An 18,708-nucleotide genomic window follows, 5' to 3' on the forward strand; every position below is an offset into this window, starting at 1 on the left:
CTCGCTCCAAGCTGCAACGTCCGTGCAACGTCGCAGTACCTAGGTTCGGTCCAACGCCGGTTCCGAGGGAGGACCTATGACGATCTTCGCAGCTCCCGGGCAGGATGGCAGCCCGGTCGCGTACAAATCGCGCTACGAGCACTACATCGGTGGCGAATGGGTGCCACCGGTCAAGGGCGGGTACTTCGAGAACCCGACTCCCGTCACGGGTGAGAACTTCACCGAGATCGCCCGCGGTACGGCCGAAGACGTCGAGGCCGCGCTGGACGCCGCGCACGGCGCCGCGCCCGGCTGGGGACGTACGTCGCCCGCCGAACGGGCGAACATCCTGAACAAGATCGCCGACCGGATCGAGGCCAACCTCGAACTGCTCGCGGTCGCCGAGACCTGGGACAACGGCAAGGCGGTCCGGGAGACGCTGGCCGCCGACCTGCCGCTGGCGGTCGACCACTTCCGGTACTTCGCCGGCGCGCTCCGGGCCCAGGAGGGTTCGGTGTCGGTGATCGACGACGACATGATCGCGTACCACTTCCACGAGCCGCTCGGCGTGGTCGCGCAGATCATCCCGTGGAACTTCCCGATCCTGATGGCGGTCTGGAAACTGGCGCCCGCGCTGGCGGCCGGCAACTCCGTCGTGCTGAAGCCCGCCGAGCAGACCCCGGCGTCCATTCACGTGTTGGTAGAACTCATCCACGACCTGCTGCCGCCCGGCGTGCTCAACGTCGTCAACGGGTTCGGCGTCGAGGCCGGCAAACCGCTTGCCTCTAGCAACAGAGTGGCCAAGGTCGCGTTCACTGGTGAGACCACGACCGGCCGGCTGATCATGCAGTACGCCTCGGAGAACATCATCCCGGTCACACTCGAGCTGGGCGGCAAGAGCCCGAACGTGTTCTTCGCGGACGTGGCGTCGTCCAAGGACGACTTCTACGACAAGGCGCTCGAGGGCTTCACGATGTTCGCGCTGAATCAGGGCGAGGTCTGCACCTGCCCGTCCCGGGCGCTGATCCAGTCGTCGATCTACGACTCGTTCCTGGCCGACGCGGTCGGGCGCACCCAGGCGATCAAACTGGGTAACCCGCTGGACACCGACACGATGATGGGCGCCCAGGCGAGCAACGACCAGTACGAGAAGATCCTCGCCTACATCGAGATCGGTCGCGCCGAGGGGGCGCGCGTGGTCACGGGCGGAGCACCCGCCGAGCTCGAGGGCGACCTGGCCGGCGGGTACTACATCCAGCCGACGATCTTCGAGGGCGACAACAAGATGCGGATCTTCCAGGAGGAGATCTTCGGCCCGGTCGTCTCGGTCACCCGGTTCGACGACTACGCCGACGCGATGAAGATCGCCAACGACACGCTGTACGGCCTCGGTGCGGGCGTGTGGTCGCGGGACATCAACACGGCGTACCGGGCCGGCCGCGAGATCCAGGCCGGGCGGGTGTGGACGAACAACTACCACGCCTACCCCGCGCACGCGGCGTTCGGCGGGTACAAGAACTCCGGCATCGGCCGGGAGAACCACAAGATGATGCTCGACCACTACCAGCAGACCAAGAACCTGCTGGTCAGCTACAGCCCATCGAAGCTCGGGTTCTTCTGAGTGGTCGACAAGGTTCTGCTCACCGACGAGGCGGCGCGCTGGTTGCGTCGCCTCACCGGGATGCACGGTCCGCTGATGTTCCACCAGTCCGGCGGCTGCTGCGACGGCAGTTCGCCGATGTGTTACCCGGACGGGGAATTTCGAACGGGGTCGGCGGACGTGCATCTCGGTGACCTGGTCGTCGACGGCGTCGACAAGCCGATCGGGTTCTGGATGTCGGCGAACCAGTACGAGTACTGGAAACACACCCAGCTCACCGTCGACGTGGTGAAAGGCCGCGGCAGCGGATTCTCGGTGGAGGCCCCCGAAGGCATCCGTTTCCTGATCCGCTCCCGCCTCTTCACCGACCAAGAGTCCGCAGACCTCGGACTCCTCTGAACGAGTGCCGCCCGCCCGGTGGCGTTGCCGGGCGGCCGGCACTCTCCCATGGTTGACAGATCCTCACCGGGGCGGAAGGCTGATTCGGAAAGATCTTTCGGAAGTGTTGCCCCTTCGCCCGAGGTGACTCGCTATGAGATCTGTCCGTTTGGTGCTGGCCGGTGTGGTTGCGGCGGTGTCCGTCCTGGTTGCGCCGTCTGCTCCGGCCACCGTTGTCTCTGGTGGGCCGGCGCGGGAGGCGTTGGTGCGGCTGGTTGGTGAGCGGTATGCCGATCAGGTTGTGTTGCAGACGCTGGAGCGGGGTAGCGGGAAGGACTTCTTTCGGGTTGGGGCGGTCGGAGGGAAGGTGCTGGTCGGCGGTACGACGCCTGCTGTGCAGCTGGCCGGTTTCGGTTGGTACCTGCGGCACGTGGCGCATGCGGATATCGAGCTCGAGGGTGAGCAGTTGAACCTGCCGGCGAAGCTTCCGCTCCCGGCGCAGCCGATCGAGCAGCGGGCGTCCGTCGACAACCGGTTCGCGTTGAACGACACCAACGAGGGGTACGCCGGCCCGTACCTCAGCTGGTCGCAGTGGCAGCGCCGCATCGACGTACTCGCGCTGCACGGCATCAACCAGGTCCTCGTGTACGAAGGGCAAGAGGCCGTCTACGAACAGGCCTTCCAGAAGTTCGGGTACTCCGCTGACGAGCTGCGCGCGTGGATCCCGCAGCCGGCGCACCAGGCCTGGTGGCTGCTGCAGAACGAGTGCTGCCTCGGCAGTCCGATCTCCCAGCAGCTCATCGACCGCCGTACCGTGCTCGGCCGCCAGCTGGCCGACCACCTCCGCGAGCTGGGCATGGTGCCGGTCCTGCCCGGGTACTTCGGCACCGTACCGTCCGGCTTCGCGGCCAAGAACCCAGGCAAGACCGTGCCGCAAGGGAAGTGGGACGGCCTCGCCAGACCGGACTGGCTCGACCCGACGAATCCCCTCTTCGCACAGGTGGCGGCTGAGTTCTACCGCGTACAGACGGACCTGTTCGGGCCCAGCACGATGTACAAGATGGACCTGCTGCACGAGGGCGGTACGGCTGGTAACGTGAGCGTCCCGGACGCCTCCCGCGCGGTGCAGAACGCTCTTGAAGCAGCACATCCCGGAGCGATCTGGGCGATCCTCGGCTGGCAGAAGAACCCGCTGCCGGCGACCCTGCAATCCATCGACCGCTCCAAGATGCTGGTCGTCGACGGAATCTCCGAGGCGTCCAACGTCACCGACCGGGACAAGGACTTCCTGGGTACGCCGTACGCGTTCGGCACCATCTGGAACTTCGGCGGCCACTCGAACCTCGGCGCCTCGCTGGCCGCGTGGAACGACAAGTTCCATGCCTGGCTGGCCAAACCCGGTACGGCGCTGAACGGGATCGCGCTGATGCCGGAGGCGATCGACAACAACCCGGCCGCGGTCGCGTTCTTCACCGACCTGGCCTGGCAGAGCCAACCCGTCGATCTGCAGCAGTGGTTCACGGACTATGCCACCAGCCGTTACGGCACAGGGGATCCGCATGCGGTCGCGGCTTGGCGCATCCTCGGCAACACCGTGTACAACTGGCCTGCTGCAGCGGACAGCAAGCACCCGACCGGTCTGTTCGACTACGAGCCCAGCCTTGGTGTGAGCGGTACGGCGATCCCGTACGACCCAGAGGCGTTCCGCCAAGCGCTCGGTGAGCTGTTGGCGGTGCCGCCGGCGCTCAGGGGCAGTACGGCGTACCGCTACGACCTGGTCGACGTCGCGCGACAGGTGGTCGCCAACGACAGTCGTGCGTTGCTGCCGCGGATCTCGGCGGCCTACCAGGCCGGTGACCTGCAGCAGTTCCGGAAGCTGACGGCTGACTGGATGCAGCGGCTCCAGTTGCTCGACGACCTGCTCGGAACGGACGACAACTTCCTGCTGGGTTCGTGGCTGGCCGGTGCGACGGCACAGGCGGCCAACCCAGAGGAAGCAGCAGCCCTGCGGTACGACGTACGCACGCTGATCACCGACTGGACTGCTACGGCGACCCTGCAGGACTACGCACGCAGAGAATGGAACGGACTGGTCGGCGACTACTACGCGGGCCGTTGGCGCACGTACTTCGCTGCGCTCAACACTGCTCTTTCTACTGGTCAGCCAGCAGCCCCTGTCGACTGGAAGGCCTATGCGGAGCGGTGGGCACACACAGACACGCAGTACCCGACCATGGCGCGGGGCGACGCTTATCAGTTGGCCTCGCGCATTGCGGCGATCCCTACCGGGTCGCTGCGGTTGGAGCCGGCTGCGCGGGCGGCACGGCTAGGCGGGACGGTGCGGGTCATGGCGACGTACAGCAACACGAACACCTTGCGTCCGGCGCAAGCGGTCCGGGTAGCGCTGACTGCTCCTGCGTCCTACGGCGTCAAGGCGGTTGGGCCTCCGGTTGCTGCGCAGGTGGCGCCTGGCGGGACGTTCAGTGTGGCGTACGACGTGACTGTGCCGGCCAGTGCACACGCTTTCGACGTGCCGGTGCTGTCGGCCGCTGCGAACTGGGAGGGCGTTTCAGAGGCGGCTCGTACTCGGCTGCTCGTCAGTGGAGATGTCAGTGCGCCTTGGAAGACCGTCGGTGATGAATCGTTCGCGGTGTCCGGCGACGACATCGGCATCGCTGGTGACGATCCTGGGGCGGTCTACCAGCAGCAGGTGCTTGCGGAAGGGCAGTCGGTGACCAGTCAGGTCACGTCCCAGGACGGGACTGCGTCGGCTGCGCGTGCTGGGCTGCTGGTCGGCAACGATCTGTCGGCTGGGTCTGACGCCGGCATCGCCGTCGCGCCGGGCCGCGGGTGTCTGTTCAGCTGGGACTCGAACGGGGACGGCACGCTGGACAGCTCTACGGCCGCTGACGGTTTCGCTGCGCCTGCGTACGTGCGGATCGCTCGCTCTGGTGGACGGCTCAGCGGCGCGTGCAGCGAGGACGGACAGAACTGGACCGTTGCTGGTTCGGCTGTGGTGCCGGGTGTGGCCGCAGTGCAGGACGTCGGCGTGTTCATGACTACTGGGATTGCGACGTTCCATGGGTTCACGGTGGCGCCGTACGCGTCTCGGGACAGCTCTGGCGACACCGTGATCAGTGTGCGCAAGCCGGTGAGTGCCCTTGGCGAGGAGGACGGTCACCCGGCCACTGCGGCCAACGACGGGAGCAGGTCCAACAACCCGTACTGGGGTGGGCCGTTGGGTCCGACGTGGTGGCAAGTGGATCTTGGTACCGCGTCGGCGGTGTCGGCGATCAACGTACGCAACTACGTGGACGGGACCCGGTACTACAACTACCGGTTGCTGGGGAGCCTCGACGGGTCGCACTGGTTCCGGCTGGGCGGGCGTTTCGGCACCGTGCCTGTTGTCGATGCCGGCGACACGTTCCGGACCGAGGCGACGGCGCGGTACGTACGGGTCGAAGGTTTGAGCAACTCCGCCAACAACACCTTCCACCTGACAGAGGTGACCATTACCGGTACCTCGAATGGTTGAGGGGCGGTACCGGGAAACTCACGGGGAATCCTTCACGGACCACAGTGCCCACCGTGACCGCGTGATCACGCGGGAATTCCGGTCCGATCGGGTCGGATGTCATGGGTCCGCCGATGACATTTGTCAGTGGTCCAACTGCTGGCATCCGCACCGGCGAGGGACGCACGATGCGAACACCCCCAAATCAAGCCGGCCTCCGCCCACTGGCCGAACGGGACCGCACGCGGAGGCCTGCCCAATCTCGAGGAGTCCAGTTGAGGCAACGGATTCTCGTCTCCGCCCTGAGTGCCGGTGCGCTGGCCGTGGTCGGAGCGACCGCGGCGATGGCGAGCGCATCAGCACAGACCGGAGCCGCGGCGGCGCCCACGCCGTACACCGCCGGGAAGCACGCCGCCAAGGTCTGCTCCGCGACCACGGCCGCCCACACCGCGGTCTGCAACGCGATCAAGCTGGTGAACGACAAGGGCGTCGCGCCCGCGTCCACCACGCCGCCGTCGACCGGTCTGACGCCGGCGCAACTGCAGGATGCGTACAAGCTGACGGGCCTGTCGGCGAGTGGCCGTACGGTCGCGATCGTCGACGCGTACGGGTACCCGAACCTGGAGCGCGACCTCAACGTCTACCGCTCGCAGTTCAGCCTCGGCCCCTGTACGACGGCCAGCGGCTGCCTGAAGGTCATCGACCAGAACGGCGGCACGGCGCTGCCGCGCTTCAACGCCGGCTGGGCCGGTGAGCAGGCGCTCGACGTCGACGCGGTCTCGGCTGCGGCGAAGGACGCGAAGATCATCGTCGTACAGGCGAAGTCCGCGAGCTTCGCGGACCTCGGCGCCGCGGTGCAGACCGCGGCGAAGCAGCCCGGAGTCGTTGCTATCTCCAACAGTTACGGCGGCGGCGACGCGGACGACGCGACGTACGGCGCGTACTACAACCACCCGGGTATCGCGGTCACCGCGTCCACCGGTGACAACGGCTACCAGGGCGGCAGCTACCCGGCGTCCTCGTCGTACACGACGGCCGTCGGCGGTACCTCGTTGGTTACCGCGAGCAACACGCGGGGCTGGAGCGAGTCCGTGTGGAGCGGCGCCGGCTCGGGTTGCTCGACGTACAACACGGCCCTGAGCGCCGCGTCGTCGTTCGACACCGGCTGCTCGAAGCGCGCGATGGCCGACGTCTCGGCCGCGGCCGACCCGGGCAAGGGCGGCATGGCGATCTACTACCCGACCAGCAAGACCGCGTCGACCTGGGCGCAGTTCGGCGGGACGAGTGAGGCCGCGCCGATCATCGCCGCGGTGTACGCGCTGTCCGGCAACACGGCCGGGTACGCGAACGCCTTGCCGTACGGCCACGCGAGCTCGCTGTTCGACGTGACCAGCGGCACCAACGGCACGTGCCCGACTACCCAGTGGTGCAACGCGCGCACCGGGTGGGACGGCCCGACCGGCCTCGGTACGCCGAACGGCGCCGGCGCTTTCTGATATCGGGTAATTCTCAGGAATGTGACACCAGGAGCAATCGGGTAGTGGCTGCGTGCAACTGCCCGATTGCTCCTAGTACTGTTCCGAACACGAAGGACAACCCTCGACTCCGTGACAATCCGGGGATTTCTCTTCCCCGGCCGTTTCCGCAGGCCTAAGGTCAGCCCCCGGGACGGGTCGTGGAGGGCGACCCGCTGATTCGAACTCCATGGAGATTTTGCTGTGACAACATCACGCAGAGGGCGGGGGCTCCTGGCAGTCTCAGCCGTCTCCGCGGCCGCCGTCGCGCTGGCCATGACGGCCGGTGGCGCGGACGCCGCGCAGACTGCCGGCCCGGACAAGGGCAAGGCTGCTCAATCCGAGAACTTCACCGGCAAGGAGCAGAAGGGCTACTACGACGCCCGGACGCCCGACGCCAAGACGACGTACGCACGGGCCGCGAAGGTGGCCGGCAAGGAGACCGCGGCTTCGGAGAAGTTCCGGAACTCGCTCGGCACCCAGGGTGTCGTCGAACTCGACCCGAACACCGGTACCCCGGCCCAGGTGACCAAGCTGAACGGCTTCCTCACCGGTAAGAGCGCCAAGAAGCCCGAGGCCGTCGTCCTCGGCTATGTGAAGGCGCACCCCGAGGTCTTCAAGCTGTCCGACGCGGACCTGGCGACGCTGAAGCTGCGCAAGGACTACGTCGACGACCTCGGTACCCACCACGTCTTCTGGTCCCAGGTGGTCGACGGTGTCGAGGTCTTCGGCAACGGCCTGAAGGCGAACGTCACCAAGCACGGCCAGATCGTCTCGATCATGGGTTCGCCGGTCTCCGGGCTGACCTCCGCGGCGCAGTCCCGGTCGGCCGCGGCCGCACCGAAGCTGTCCGCGGCCGGTGCCCGCAGCGCCGCCATCGAGGACGTCGGCGGCAGCGCGAAGTCCGCGACCGAGAAAACCTCGGGCGTGAGCACCACCTTCAGCAACGGCGACACCGCGAAGCAGGTCTGGTTCCACACCGCCGACGGTCTGCGCAAGGGCTGGCTGACCTACGTCAACGCCGGTGGCACCAAGGTCTACTCGCACGTCATCGACGCGCAGACCGGCTCCCTGCTCTACCGCCGGAACCTGTCCAGCGCCGCCAACGGCGATGCACTTGTCCAGGACTACTACCCGGGCGCGGCCAAGGGCGGCACCCAGCGGGTCGAGAACCTGATCTACAACAAGTGGCTGCCGAAGAACGCGAAGACCCTGCTCGACGGTACGTCGGTCGCGGCCTGGGCGGACATCAACGACGACAACCAGCCGAACGCCGGTGAGACGGTCAAGGTGCCCGGCACCAAGACCGGCGCCGAGTACAAGCTGACCAGCTTCCCGAAGGCGTCGTCGTTCTGCTCGACCTCGTTCATCTGCACCTGGGACCCGGCCAAGCCGGACTCCTGGAAGACGAACATGAACCAGGACGTCACCAACGCGTTCTACCTGGCCAGCAACTTCCACGACTGGCTGGCGAAGCCGCCGATCAGCTTCACCCCGGCGGCCGGCTCGTTCGACGCCGCGGGCGGCGACCCGGTGCACCTGAACGCGCTGGACGGCGCGGCCACCGCCGCGAACGGCGGCCCGGACGCGAACCACATCGACAACGCCAACATGAACACCCCGCCGGACGGCACCCCGCCGACCATGCAGATGTACCTGTGGCACTTCCCCGGTACGACGGACGCGCAGGAGGGCTACGTCCCGTCCAGCGGCGCCAACGACGCCAGCATCCTGTACCACGAGTACACCCACGGTCTGTCGAACCGCCTGGTCGTCGACGCCACCGGGAACTCCACGCTGAACAGCATCCAGGCCGGCTCGATGGGCGAGGCCTGGAGCGACTTCTACGCGATGGACTACCTGGTCTCGCACGGTCTGGAGAAGGACACCACCGCTCCGGGTGAGGTCCTCGAGGGCCGGTACGTCAGCCACGGCGAGCTGTTCCGTACCCAGGCGATCGACTGCCGGGTGCACGCGGTCAGCCCGAACTGCATCCAGCCCGACGGTTCGAAGGGCGGCTACACCTACGCCGACTTCCCGACCATCGGCGGCTCGCCCGAGGTGCACGCCTCCGGTGAGGTCTGGGCGCAGACGCTCTGGGACCTGCGCGAGCGCTTCGGCCGTAGCTACGCGATGAGCATCATCACCCGCGCGATGGAGCTGGCTCCGGCGGACCCGACGATGCTCGACATGCGCAACGCGATCGTCCAGGCCGACCTGATCGCCAGCGGCGGCAAGAACGCCGACATCATCTGGACCGTCTTCGCCAACCGTGGCATGGGCTGGTACGCCGGTGTCACCGACGGCGGCGACGCGTACCCGGCCGAGGACTTCCACAAGCCGCCGACGGGTGCGACCACCACGCTCAGCGGCACGGTGATGGACAAGGACACCGGCGCTCCGGTCGTGGGCGCACTGGTCTACATCGGCGGTCACTCGTCCGGCTACGCCGGCGACTACGCCGCATCGACCGATGCCCAGGGCAACTACACCATCACCGGTGTGGCGCCGGGCACGTACCCGAAGGTCGTCGTCTCGGCCCCCGGCTACGAGCTGATCGTCCAGTCGGTCAAGGTTGCCAATGGCACCAAGGCCGCCTTCACCCCGCGCCGCAACTGGGCCGCCGCGTCCGGTGGCGGCACGATCGCCGGCTTCAACGGCCCGGACTTCAGCCCGCAGTGTGGGCCGGCGTTCGCGATCGACAACGCGCAGGGCACCGGCTGGGGCAGCACCACCGGTGACGACAAGGGCACGGCGACCAACCAGATGATCGCCAAGCACGTCGACATCAAGCTGCCGGCGAAGGTCAACATCAGCAACTTCAACATCGACCCGTCGAACACCTGTGGTGACCCGGGCAGCGCGTCCACCGGGCAGTTCAAGGTCGAGACCTCGGCCGACGGCACCACCTGGGCCACCGCGGCGTCCGGCACGTTCGACTCCACGAACCGGGGCAAGTACAACCTGGTCGCCCCGACCGGCAACGCGACCGGCGTCCAGTACGTCCGGTTCTGGATGCTCAGCCCGCAGGTCCCGGACTTCCAGAACAACTGCCCGAACGGCGCGTTCGGCGGCTGCAAGTTCACGGACATGACCGAGATCCAGGTCTTCGGCACCAAGTAACGCAGTTGTCGTGAAGGCCGGTCGAGCATCCAGCTCGGCCGGCCTTCCGGCGTTTCAGGAGCGTTTTGAGGGCTTGGCCGGGGGGACGGTCTGGGCCCAGTCGGCCCAGTCGGCGAGGGCGGTGTAGACGCGGATGCCTGCTTCGATCGTGACGCGCATCGACTGCGTTTGTTCGCTGTAGCCGAATTCGCCGCGGTCCTTGCGGGCGGCGTAGTCCGTGTACTGCTCGGCCAGCTCGCGGTAGTACCGCGCCTCAGCCTCGAGGTGTTGCTTCAGCTCGTCGCGGTCCATCATCCAGAAGAACAGCGAGCGCAGGAGCGGTTGCAGGCGCATGGTGTGGTCGACGTCGACCTCGGTCAGCCAGCGTTTCACCTCCGCGACTCCGGCGTCGGTGATCCGGTACGCCTTCCGCCGCCGCGGTCCCTCACTCTCGACCTCGACCAGGCCCTCCGCGGCCAGCTTGTTCAGTTCGGCGTAGATCTTCGGGTGTTGCGCCGGCCAGATCGAACCGAGTACCTCGGTGAACCGCCGGGCCAGGTCGTACCCACTTGCCGGCCCTTCCGCCAGCAGCCCGAGCAGCCCGTGCCGCAATGACATGTCCCGCCTCCTTCTCCGGGACACATCTTGACATGTCCCCACGGACATGTGCATGCTCTCATATGTCCCTAGGGACATGTCCTGGAGAACATCTCAGAGGAGTCGATATGAAGGCGGTTCTCGTCACAGGTTCGACCGGCGGCATCGGTACGGCGACCGTCGGACTGCTGCGGCGCCGGGGATTCACGGTGTACGCCGGGGCGCGCGGGCCGGCCGACTTCGGGCCGGAGGTTCGCGTCGTACCACTGGATGTCGCCGACCCGGAGAGCGTCGCGGCCGCGGCGAAGCGGATCGCGGGGGAGGTTGACGGGCTCAGCGCCGTGATCAACAACGCCGGCGTCATCGTGCAAGGCCCGCTCGAACTGGTACCGGCCGACGAGTGGCGGCGTCAGCTGGAGGTGAACACGCTCGGCCCGGCGTCGGTCATCCGCGAGTTCCTGCCGCTTCTGCGTACGGGATCGGCGGTGGACGGCTCGTCGTCCCGCGTCCCCGGCCGGATCGTCAACGTCAGCGCGGCAACTGGGCGGGTCGCGATGCCGTTACTGGGCGCACTGTCCGCAAGCAAGGCCGGTCTCGAGGCGTTGTCGAACGCGCTCCGCCTGGAGTTGGCGCCGTGGAAGATCCCGGTCGTCGTCATTGAGCCCGGCACCACCGAGACGGAGATCTTCACGCGAGCAGGCGTCGCCGCGGATGCAGCGCTGGAGCAGGCCGACCGCTCGCGGGTCGACCTGTACCGCGCACACCTGGCGGCGTACGAAAAGGCCATGAGCCGCTTCAAACCGGGCCCGGTCGACAAGGTCGCCGAAGTCATCGTCCGCGCAGTCGAGGCCCGCCACCCCCGTCGCCGCTACGCCGTCGCCGAGGCCCGCACGCTGGGCGCGATCCTCCCCAAGCTCCCCGCCGGTCTGAGGGACCGCGCCCTCGCCGCGGCCGTAGGACTGAACGGCATCGAGCCGTAGATCTGCACGCGTGACTCGGAACACCTCCTGGGGTCGCACGACAAGCTATTGCCTGTCGTGCGACCCCAGCGGGTGTCCCGGGTCCCGCCTGGACGCGCGTGGGCAGGGTGTCCGGATGGTGGGCAATGGCGAGTAAGTCGAGTGACCTGGTCTAGTTTCGACGGGTGCAGCCTGTTGCGGAGGAGGTGCCGGTTCGCCTAGTGGGGCGGGGCGGCGACCGAGCCGCGTTCGATCAGGGTCGGGGTGAGGGTGGTACGGCGGACGCGGCGGTTGGTGTCCACGGCCGACGTGACGCGGGTGACGACGTGGGTGACCAGGTCGTCGAGGGGCCAGTGGAACGTCGACAGCGGCGGCGTCAGCAGTTGGGACATCGGCTGGTCGTCGTAGCCGAGGAGCGACAGGTCCTCGGGGATTCGCAGGCCGAGCTCGCGGCTGGCGGCGTACACCCCGAAGGCCATCGAGTCGGCGAGCGCCAGGATGCCGGTGGGCCGGGTCGGACCGGACAGGAGGTTGCGGGCTACCTCGGTGGCGCCGGCCAGGTCGTGCGGGCATTGCAGGAGGCGGATGTTCAGGCCGAGGTCGCGGGCTACGCGCTGGGCGATCTGTTCGGCGGGACGTTCGACCTCGAAGCGGCGGGTCGGGCTGAGTACGGCGATGTCGCGGTGGCCGGCGTCCGCGAGGCGGCGCAGCGCCGTACTGACGCCGGTCTCGTTGTCGAGGATCACCTCGGACTTCGCCTTCGCGCCGGGCAGGGCGTCGCCGATCGCGATCACCGGCACCTCGCGGGCGATCTCCGCCCAGGCCTTGGCGGCCGGGTTGATCGGTACGACGACGATCGCGTCGGCGCGGTGGTCGACGAGGTGCTGGGCGAGCTCGAGCTGCCGGTCGGCGTCGCCGGCGGAGTCGATGATCCACGCGTTCCGGTCGGGGGCGAGGAGTTCGCGGCCGAGGGCTGCGGCGACGCGTTGCTGCCAGAGGTCTTCGAGCGACGCGCAGAGTACGCCGATCGAGCCGCTGCGCCCGGACGCGAGCGCGCGGGCGACCGGATCGGCCTGGTAGCCGAGCCGGTCGGCCGCCTCCTGGACCCGCTGCCGGGTCTCGGGCGTGCCGTGCAGACCGCGCAGCGCGTACGACACAGCGGCCATCGAGAGCCCGGTCTCGGCGGCGATGTCCTTGAGGGTTGGCCGACGGCCGTTTCCGGACATGTCCACGACCCTAGCCGGGTCCACCGACAAAACCATCCCGCGGCACCGGCGGCCGGTGAGATACCGCTTGACAAGACACCCTTTGAAGCGCTTCACTCTATTCATCCTGAAGCGCTTCAATCTGATCAAACCGGCGGGAGGAGAAGCTGATGATCGACGTTCACCAGCACCTCTGGCCGGAGGCTTTCGTCGACCGCCTTCGGGCCCGCCGCGAGCCGCCGTACCTCGACGGCTGGACGTTGCACACCGCGACCGAAGCGCCGTACGACGTGGATCCGGCCGCACATGAAGTGGACAAGCGGGTCGCGCTCGAGCAGGACGCCGGCACCCAGTTGGCCGCGGTGTCGCTGTCGAGCCCGCTCGGGGTAGAGGAACTCGGCGACGCCGAGCTGCTCGCCGCCTGGCACGACGGAGCGGCCCAGTTCCCGAAGCCGTTCCGCGCCTGGGCCTCCGTCGATCTCCAGGCGCCTGACGTCGCCCAGCTGAAAAGCCTTCTGAACAACGGATTCCTGGGTCTGCAGCTGCCGGCCCATGTGCTGACGACGCCGGCAGCATGGGAAGCGCAGGCCCAGCTGCTGGAAACCCTCGAGCAGCTGAACAAGCCGATCTTCGTGCACCCCGGTACGGCGCGGACGCCGGAGGCGCCGTGCTGGTGGGCACCCGTCGTCGACTACACGGCTCAGCTGCAGGCGGCCTGGTGGGCGTGGCACGCGTACGGCGGACGTCGTACGTTCCCGAAGCTCCGGCTCTGCTTCGCCGCCGCCGCCGGTCTCGCACCGGTGCATCACGAACGGCTGGCCGCCCGCGGCGGGCGGCTCGGCACCATCGACCCCAACCTGTACGTCGACACCTCGAGCTACGGCCCGCAGGGGATCGACGCGGTCGCGCGGGTACTCGGCATCGACCAGGTCGTGCACGGCACCGACCGGCCGTACGCCGACACCGCCGACCTCCGCCAGGGCGACGCCGCGACCGCGGTGATCCGCCACGACAACCCAAACCGACTTTTGTTCGGTACAACTACTCCTGAGAGGGGAGTGCAGTGACTGCTCAGCCGATCGACCTACCCAACGTCCCGGCGCGCCAGGCCAGCCGGCTCGTGGAGCTCAACAACTGTCTGTCGCTGGACGACCTTCCGGGCCGCGACCTGACGCCGGCGGAGCTGTCCGAGCTGGCCGCGTCGATCGCCGCGCAGCCGCACCTGTGGGAGGACCAAGTCGCGTACAGCGACGAGGAGCGAGTGTTCGCCTCGCTGCACCGGGACGCAAACGTCGACGTCTGGCTGATCTGCTGGACGCCGGTCAACGACACCGGTTGGCACGACCACGATGTCTCCTCCGGTGCGGTGGCCGTTGCCCGGGGCAAGCTCGTCGAGCACAACCTGGCGATCGGTACCGAGTCCATCGAGACCGAGGTCGAGGCGGGCGACGTGTACGGGTTCGGCCCGGAGCACATCCACCGGCTGACCGGGCTCGACATGGGCAGCGTCACCGTGCACGCGTACAGCCCGCCGCTGTGGCGGATGGGTCAGTACTCCGTGAAGGACGGCGTCCTGCGCCGGGTCTCGGTCTCGTACGCCGACGAACTCCGCCCGATCGACTGACAATCCCGTGAGGCCGGGCCGAGAGGTCCGGCCTCAGGTCAGGCCGTTTCCGATGAAGGCCCTGGTCAGGGCCTCGATCTTCCGCAGTTCCGCTTCGGACGAGTCCCGCAGCGGGCCCTGTCCGGTGAGTACGGCCGTCCCGTGCACGACCGACCAGATCGGGTACTCGATACCGTCGCGTCGGCGCGGGTCGAGGACGCCCGCCTCCACCAGTTCGTCGAGCGCGTCCCGCAGCAGCCCGAGTGGAGTCCGCGTGGCGTAGGCGTGCTGCTGCGGTATCGCGAACGCCGTAGCGAACAACCCAGGCTCGGCCCGCGCGAATTCCAGGTACGCCGTCCCGATCGCCCCCAGCCGCCGTTGCGCCGCGGCCGCATTCCCGCGCCGTCCGCGGACCCGGGCGATGCCGTCGGACATCCGCGACGTCAGCTCGGCCATCGCCGCCGCGCACACCTCGGCCAGCAACTCGTCGCGGTCGGCGAAATGCCGGTACGCCGCGTTCGGTACGACGCCGACGATCCGCGTCGCCTCCCGGAGGACGACGGCGTCGGGGCCGCCCGCGCGTGCCAGCTCGACCCCGGCCGCGACCAGGCCGGCCCGGACGTCGCCGCGTGCCCGTCGCCGCCGCGGTGCTGGTTCGCTCATCGGCCCAGGATAACGGCTCAGACGACAAGGTGGACACTGTCCACCTCTCCGAGCTAATGTGGACAGTGTCCACTAAAGGAGAATCGATGAGCGAGAACGAAGCGGTCCCGTACCGGACCGGAACCGTACGCGCCGACGTCGAGCGCGCACTTGTTGCTGCCGGCAAACAGCTGGACGGGCTGGAGGTCGCGGAGCTGGCGATGCTGGAGGACTACCACACCGGCGGCCGGCTCACGACGGCCCAACTGGTGGAGCTGGCCGGCATCGACGAGACGACGAAGGTACTGGACGCCGGTACAGGCATCGGCGGAACGGCGCGGTACGTCGCCGACCGTTTCGGGTGCGAGGTGACCGCCGTCGACCTGTCGGACGAGTACTGCGACACTGCCCGCTGGCTCAATGACCTCGTCGGCCTGCGGATCGACGTACAACGGGCCGATGTGACGGCGCTGCCGTTCGACGACGCGTCGTACGACGTCGTGTTCAGCCAGCACGTACAGATGAACGTGGCGGACAAGCCCGCGCTCTACCGCGAGGCCGCCCGGGTCCTGAGGACCGGCGGCAAACTCGCGCTGTGGGACATCACCGCAGGTGACGGGCAGCCGCTCGACTACCCGCTGCCGTGGGCCGACGGACCCGAGCGCTCACATCTCAGTACGCCTGACGAGCTGCGACCGGTGATCGAAGCGGCAGGCTTCACCGTCGAGCACTGGCAGGACCTGACCGACGACGTCAGCGCCATGATGCGGACGATCCAGTCCCTCCCGCCGAGCCCACTCGGCCTGCACGCGTTCGTCCCCGACTTCCGTGAACGCGTCAAGAACCTCACCGAAGCCCTTGGGGACGGCCGTCTCCGGGCGATCCGGGCAGTGGCCGGCCGCGACTGATGCTCGGTCGGGGAGGATCTCCTGCGCGAGTCGGCACGAGATCCTCCCCAACCTCGCGGTCAGGGCATTTGGAGCTGGCCGAGAAGGCCGTGGGATTCGTCGTCGGGGCCGGCGGAGAACCACAGGACGTTGGTGCCGCCGGTGGCGGCGGTGCCCTGTAGAAGCGCCCACAGGCCGTCGATCACCAGGGTCTTGCCGTGGGGGTCACGCACCTGGCCGGCGAACGCGTAGCCGCCGCGGTGCTGCGGACGGAACACGTTGATGCGGCCGTTGCCGAAGTTGCCGACGAGCAGCGTGCCGGACGGCTGTCCCCAGGCGGCTGGAGCGAGCGCGAGGCCCCAAGGAGCGTTCAGTGTGCCGTGCGCGGCGACGCGGGCGATCAGCTTGCCGTCGACGGAGTACTCGTCGACGAACCCGAGCCCGGGACCGTCGATCTCGTCGTCGGTCTTCCGGTTGACCAGCGCGTACGAGACGAAGAGGTGGTCACCGAGCGCCTGTACGTTGAACGGACCGTACCCGTGCGGCACACGGCTGTCCCGGAACGCCCAGCGCGGCAGCTTCACCGGCTGGAACGTGTTGTCGAAGACGTCGATCCGGCGCTGCGAGAAGTTCGCCGCGAACAGGTGGTCGTCGGCCAGCGCGAGGCCCTTGTAGACCGCGCCGGGCGTGCTGGCTTTGATCTCGGCGTCACCGATCGGCGGATCGACCAGCCGGCTCCAGGCTGCGATCTTCCCTTCCTCGCTGGCGAAGATGAAGTTCGCCGGCGCGCTGGTGGTGCGGTTGCTGAGGACGAACCCGGTGGTCGGGTTGTTGACCTGCCCGGTCGGCGCCGGCACGTTCACCCGGACCTGCTGCACCTTCGTGGCGTCGTTCGAGCCCGGTACGGACGAGTACAGCGTCGACGAATCAGTACCGTTGTTGGACACCCACAGCGGGGTGGTCGCGCCGAGCGACAGCCCCCACGGGTTGACCAGGTCAGGATCCAGACGGACGGCGGCGCCCGGCTGGTCGGAGACCAGATTCACCTGCCGTACGGCGAGATTGTGCGACGTACCGTGCGCGTCGGCGGTCGCGGGTGCGACCAGTGCGAGGCTGCCGGCGAACGCGGTCACAACTGCGATTGAGCGCAGTGACATGACACTTCCCCCTCGATCGGGATGCGGACACCCTCGATACGGCTCGGCGGCGCCCGCGGTTCAAGGCCACTCGCAGCAGAAGTGGATATGGCCCGCCCCGGCCGCGGCTGGTTAGCGTCTGGGACATGAGGATTCGCGTTGTTGATGCCTTTGCGGAGCGAGCGTTCACCGGAAACCCGGCCGGTGTGTGCGTACTCGAAGCAGGTCCGTGGCCGGACGAGAGCTGGCTGCAGAGCGTGGCGGCGGAGCTGAACCATGCCGAGACCGCGTTCGTACGGCCGTCGGAGCGGGACGATGCGGACTGGGACCTGCGCTGGTTCACGCCGACGCTCGAGGAGCGGCTCTGCGGTCACGCCACGCTCGCGACCACGCACGCGCTGGCCGCGGACGGCAAGGTGTCCGGGAAGGTTTCGTTCGCGACCCTCAGCGGCATCCTGACCGCGACGGTCGCCGACGACGGGATCACGCTGGACTTCCCGGTCAACCTGCCGATCGCGACGCCGGTGCCCGACGGGCTCGCGGCGGCACTGCAGGCTGAGCCGCTCGAGACGTACGTGACCGGCGAGCTCCGCGATCTGCTCGTCGTCCTCCGGGACGAGGCGACGGTGCGCGCGGTGGTCCCGGACTACGACGCGCTGGCGGGGATCATCGAGCGCGGCAACCTGCGCGGAGTGATCGTCACGGCGCAGGGTTCGGAGTACGACTTCGTCTCCCGGTTCTTCGCGCCCGGGAGCGGCATCCCGGAGGACCCGGTGACGGGCAGTGCACACACCAGCCTCGGACCGTACTGGGCCGAACGCCTCGGGCAGGACGAACTGGTCGGCTACCAGGCATCCACCCGAGGCGGCGTAGTCCGCGTCGTACCGTCCGGCGACCGCGTCTACCTCAAGGGCACCGCGGTCACCGTGCTCGACGGGGAGTTGTACGTGTAGGAGCTAGGCCCAGGTTTCGGCGTGGGTGGCCACGCCGTTGGGGGCGATCAGTTCGGTGACGACGTCCTCGGCGTCGGCGTCCAGCGGTTCGAACGGCGCTTCGGGGACGACGTACGCCCGGGCGCCGGCGACCATCTCGATGCCGGGCAGCTCGAACCACGCCTCGCCGACCTCGCGGCTGATCTCGTAGATCGCCTGCTCCGCGGTGTCGACCGGGTCGCGATCGCCGGACTCGTCCAGCTCGGCCGGGTGCCGTTCCTGCGCCTCGCGCCCGGCCTCCAGCAGCGCGTCCAGGTCGACCACGCGCAGGTCGAACCGCGACACCACGCTGATCACCTGCTCCGGCTCGGCTTCGTCGTCGTCCTCGTCGTCGACGGAGTCGTCCAGCAGCAACGGCGTCGTACCGGTGTGCTCGAAGACGGCGTCGTTCCAGTCCTCGACCACGCCCTCGAGCGCGGCGTTGTGCTCGAAGAGCGTCGCGGTGTCCTCGTCACCGGTCATCGCGAGCAGCGCGTCGGTGTGCGCCTGCAGCCGCTCCGCGAGCTTGCGGCTGGCCTCGGCCAGCGCGGCCCGGCTCTCCGCGGAGAAGAACTGCTCGGCCGGGGCGGGGGTGTCCAGTTCAGTCACGTGTGTGAATGT

The 18,708-nt window shown here is 68.3% G+C and carries 15 protein-coding genes; 10 read left to right on the plus strand and 5 right to left on the minus strand.

All coding sequences use genetic code 11. The features are described from left to right. The first annotated feature begins 76 nt into the window (after positions 1-76). The 5 genes from adh (at position 77) to ACZ5BU_RS33845 (ending at position 10,108) form a co-directional block, all read left to right on the plus strand. Positions 77-1,600, plus strand: a complete 1,524-nt coding sequence (gene adh / locus ACZ5BU_RS33825; RefSeq protein WP_465704583.1) for an aldehyde dehydrogenase — start codon at positions 77-79, stop codon at positions 1,598-1,600. After that, positions 1,601-1,978: a DUF779 domain-containing protein gene (locus ACZ5BU_RS33830; RefSeq protein WP_465704585.1), complete on the plus strand. Its 378-nt coding sequence runs from the start codon at positions 1,601-1,603 to the stop codon at positions 1,976-1,978. It begins immediately after the preceding gene. A 133-nt stretch (positions 1,979-2,111) separates the two neighbouring features. Beyond that, complete coding sequence (locus ACZ5BU_RS33835; protein ID WP_465704587.1) at positions 2,112-5,492, plus strand: alpha-N-acetylglucosaminidase TIM-barrel domain-containing protein; 3,381 nt, start codon at positions 2,112-2,114, stop codon at positions 5,490-5,492. Between the two features lie 254 nt (positions 5,493-5,746). Then, complete coding sequence (locus ACZ5BU_RS33840; protein WP_465704589.1) at positions 5,747-6,967, plus strand: S53 family peptidase; 1,221 nt, start codon at positions 5,747-5,749, stop codon at positions 6,965-6,967. A gap of 222 nt (positions 6,968-7,189) precedes the next feature. Continuing rightward, complete coding sequence (locus ACZ5BU_RS33845; RefSeq protein WP_465704591.1) at positions 7,190-10,108, plus strand: M36 family metallopeptidase; 2,919 nt, start codon at positions 7,190-7,192, stop codon at positions 10,106-10,108. A 54-nt stretch (positions 10,109-10,162) separates the two neighbouring features. Here ACZ5BU_RS33845 and ACZ5BU_RS33850 read toward each other — a convergent pair whose 3' ends face one another. Next, positions 10,163-10,705, minus strand: coding sequence for a helix-turn-helix transcriptional regulator (locus ACZ5BU_RS33850; protein WP_465704593.1), 543 nt, complete (start codon positions 10,703-10,705; stop codon positions 10,163-10,165). 107 nt (positions 10,706-10,812) lie between these two features. Between ACZ5BU_RS33850 and ACZ5BU_RS33855 the strand changes: the two genes are divergently transcribed. After that, the gene (locus ACZ5BU_RS33855; protein WP_465704595.1) at positions 10,813-11,664 is read left to right on the plus strand and encodes an SDR family NAD(P)-dependent oxidoreductase; all 852 of its coding nucleotides are present in this window, start codon (positions 10,813-10,815) and stop codon (positions 11,662-11,664) included. A gap of 197 nt (positions 11,665-11,861) precedes the next feature. Here ACZ5BU_RS33855 and ACZ5BU_RS33860 read toward each other — a convergent pair whose 3' ends face one another. Further along, complete coding sequence (locus tag ACZ5BU_RS33860; protein ID WP_465704597.1) at positions 11,862-12,869, minus strand: LacI family DNA-binding transcriptional regulator; 1,008 nt, start codon at positions 12,867-12,869, stop codon at positions 11,862-11,864. A gap of 149 nt (positions 12,870-13,018) precedes the next feature. Here ACZ5BU_RS33860 and ACZ5BU_RS33865 point away from each other — a divergent pair, with 149 nt between their 5' ends. Then, the gene (locus tag ACZ5BU_RS33865) at positions 13,019-13,915 is read left to right on the plus strand and encodes an amidohydrolase family protein (protein ID WP_465704599.1); all 897 of its coding nucleotides are present in this window, start codon (positions 13,019-13,021) and stop codon (positions 13,913-13,915) included. After that, entirely contained in the window at positions 13,912-14,472 is a 561-nt protein-coding gene (locus ACZ5BU_RS33870; RefSeq protein WP_465704601.1) for a cysteine dioxygenase, read from the plus strand. The genes ACZ5BU_RS33865 and ACZ5BU_RS33870 overlap by 4 nt, the downstream gene beginning before the upstream one ends. Positions 14,473-14,505: 33 nt before the next feature. Here the strand turns inward: ACZ5BU_RS33870 and ACZ5BU_RS33875 are convergent, their stop codons facing one another. Next, complete coding sequence (locus ACZ5BU_RS33875; protein ID WP_465704603.1) at positions 14,506-15,114, minus strand: TetR/AcrR family transcriptional regulator; 609 nt, start codon at positions 15,112-15,114, stop codon at positions 14,506-14,508. An 86-nt stretch (positions 15,115-15,200) separates the two neighbouring features. Between ACZ5BU_RS33875 and ACZ5BU_RS33880 the strand changes: the two genes are divergently transcribed. Further along, the gene (locus tag ACZ5BU_RS33880; protein WP_465704605.1) at positions 15,201-16,001 is read left to right on the plus strand and encodes a class I SAM-dependent methyltransferase; all 801 of its coding nucleotides are present in this window, start codon (positions 15,201-15,203) and stop codon (positions 15,999-16,001) included. A gap of 59 nt (positions 16,002-16,060) precedes the next feature. Here the strand turns inward: ACZ5BU_RS33880 and ACZ5BU_RS33885 are convergent, their stop codons facing one another. Next, on the minus strand, positions 16,061-17,137 hold the full coding sequence (locus tag ACZ5BU_RS33885) for a TIGR03118 family protein (protein ID WP_465704607.1): 1,077 nt from the start codon (positions 17,135-17,137) through the stop codon (positions 16,061-16,063). Between the two features lie 125 nt (positions 17,138-17,262). Here ACZ5BU_RS33885 and ACZ5BU_RS33890 point away from each other — a divergent pair, with 125 nt between their 5' ends. Continuing rightward, on the plus strand, positions 17,263-18,069 hold the full coding sequence (locus tag ACZ5BU_RS33890; RefSeq protein WP_465704609.1) for a PhzF family phenazine biosynthesis protein: 807 nt from the start codon (positions 17,263-17,265) through the stop codon (positions 18,067-18,069). A 3-nt stretch (positions 18,070-18,072) separates the two neighbouring features. Here ACZ5BU_RS33890 and ACZ5BU_RS33895 read toward each other — a convergent pair whose 3' ends face one another. Then, a complete protein-coding gene (locus ACZ5BU_RS33895) occupies positions 18,073-18,696 on the minus strand; it encodes a hypothetical protein (RefSeq protein WP_465704611.1) in 624 nt (207 codons plus the stop codon). Positions 18,697-18,708: the final 12 nt, after the last annotated feature.

This window comes from Kribbella sp. NPDC031520, assembly GCF_055580825.1.

Excerpts from the sequence above, each read along its gene's own strand:
- ACZ5BU_RS33835 (WP_465704587.1), top strand. The coding sequence starts at position 2,112 with ATGAGATCTGTCCGTTTGGTGCTGGCCGGTGTGGTTGCGGCGGTGTCC.
- ACZ5BU_RS33885 (WP_465704607.1), bottom strand. The coding sequence starts at position 17,137 with ATGTCACTGCGCTCAATCGCAGTTGTGACCGCGTTCGCCGGCAGCCTC.
- ACZ5BU_RS33875 (WP_465704603.1), bottom strand. The coding sequence starts at position 15,114 with ATGAGCGAACCAGCACCGCGGCGGCGACGGGCACGCGGCGACGTCCGG.
- ACZ5BU_RS33850 (WP_465704593.1), bottom strand. The coding sequence starts at position 10,705 with ATGTCATTGCGGCACGGGCTGCTCGGGCTGCTGGCGGAAGGGCCGGCA.
- ACZ5BU_RS33890 (WP_465704609.1), top strand. The coding sequence starts at position 17,263 with ATGAGGATTCGCGTTGTTGATGCCTTTGCGGAGCGAGCGTTCACCGGA.
- ACZ5BU_RS33855 (WP_465704595.1), top strand. The coding sequence starts at position 10,813 with ATGAAGGCGGTTCTCGTCACAGGTTCGACCGGCGGCATCGGTACGGCG.
- ACZ5BU_RS33880 (WP_465704605.1), top strand. The coding sequence starts at position 15,201 with ATGAGCGAGAACGAAGCGGTCCCGTACCGGACCGGAACCGTACGCGCC.
- ACZ5BU_RS33860 (WP_465704597.1), bottom strand. The coding sequence starts at position 12,869 with ATGTCCGGAAACGGCCGTCGGCCAACCCTCAAGGACATCGCCGCCGAG.
- adh (WP_465704583.1), top strand. The coding sequence starts at position 77 with ATGACGATCTTCGCAGCTCCCGGGCAGGATGGCAGCCCGGTCGCGTAC.
- ACZ5BU_RS33865 (WP_465704599.1), top strand. The coding sequence starts at position 13,019 with ATGATCGACGTTCACCAGCACCTCTGGCCGGAGGCTTTCGTCGACCGC.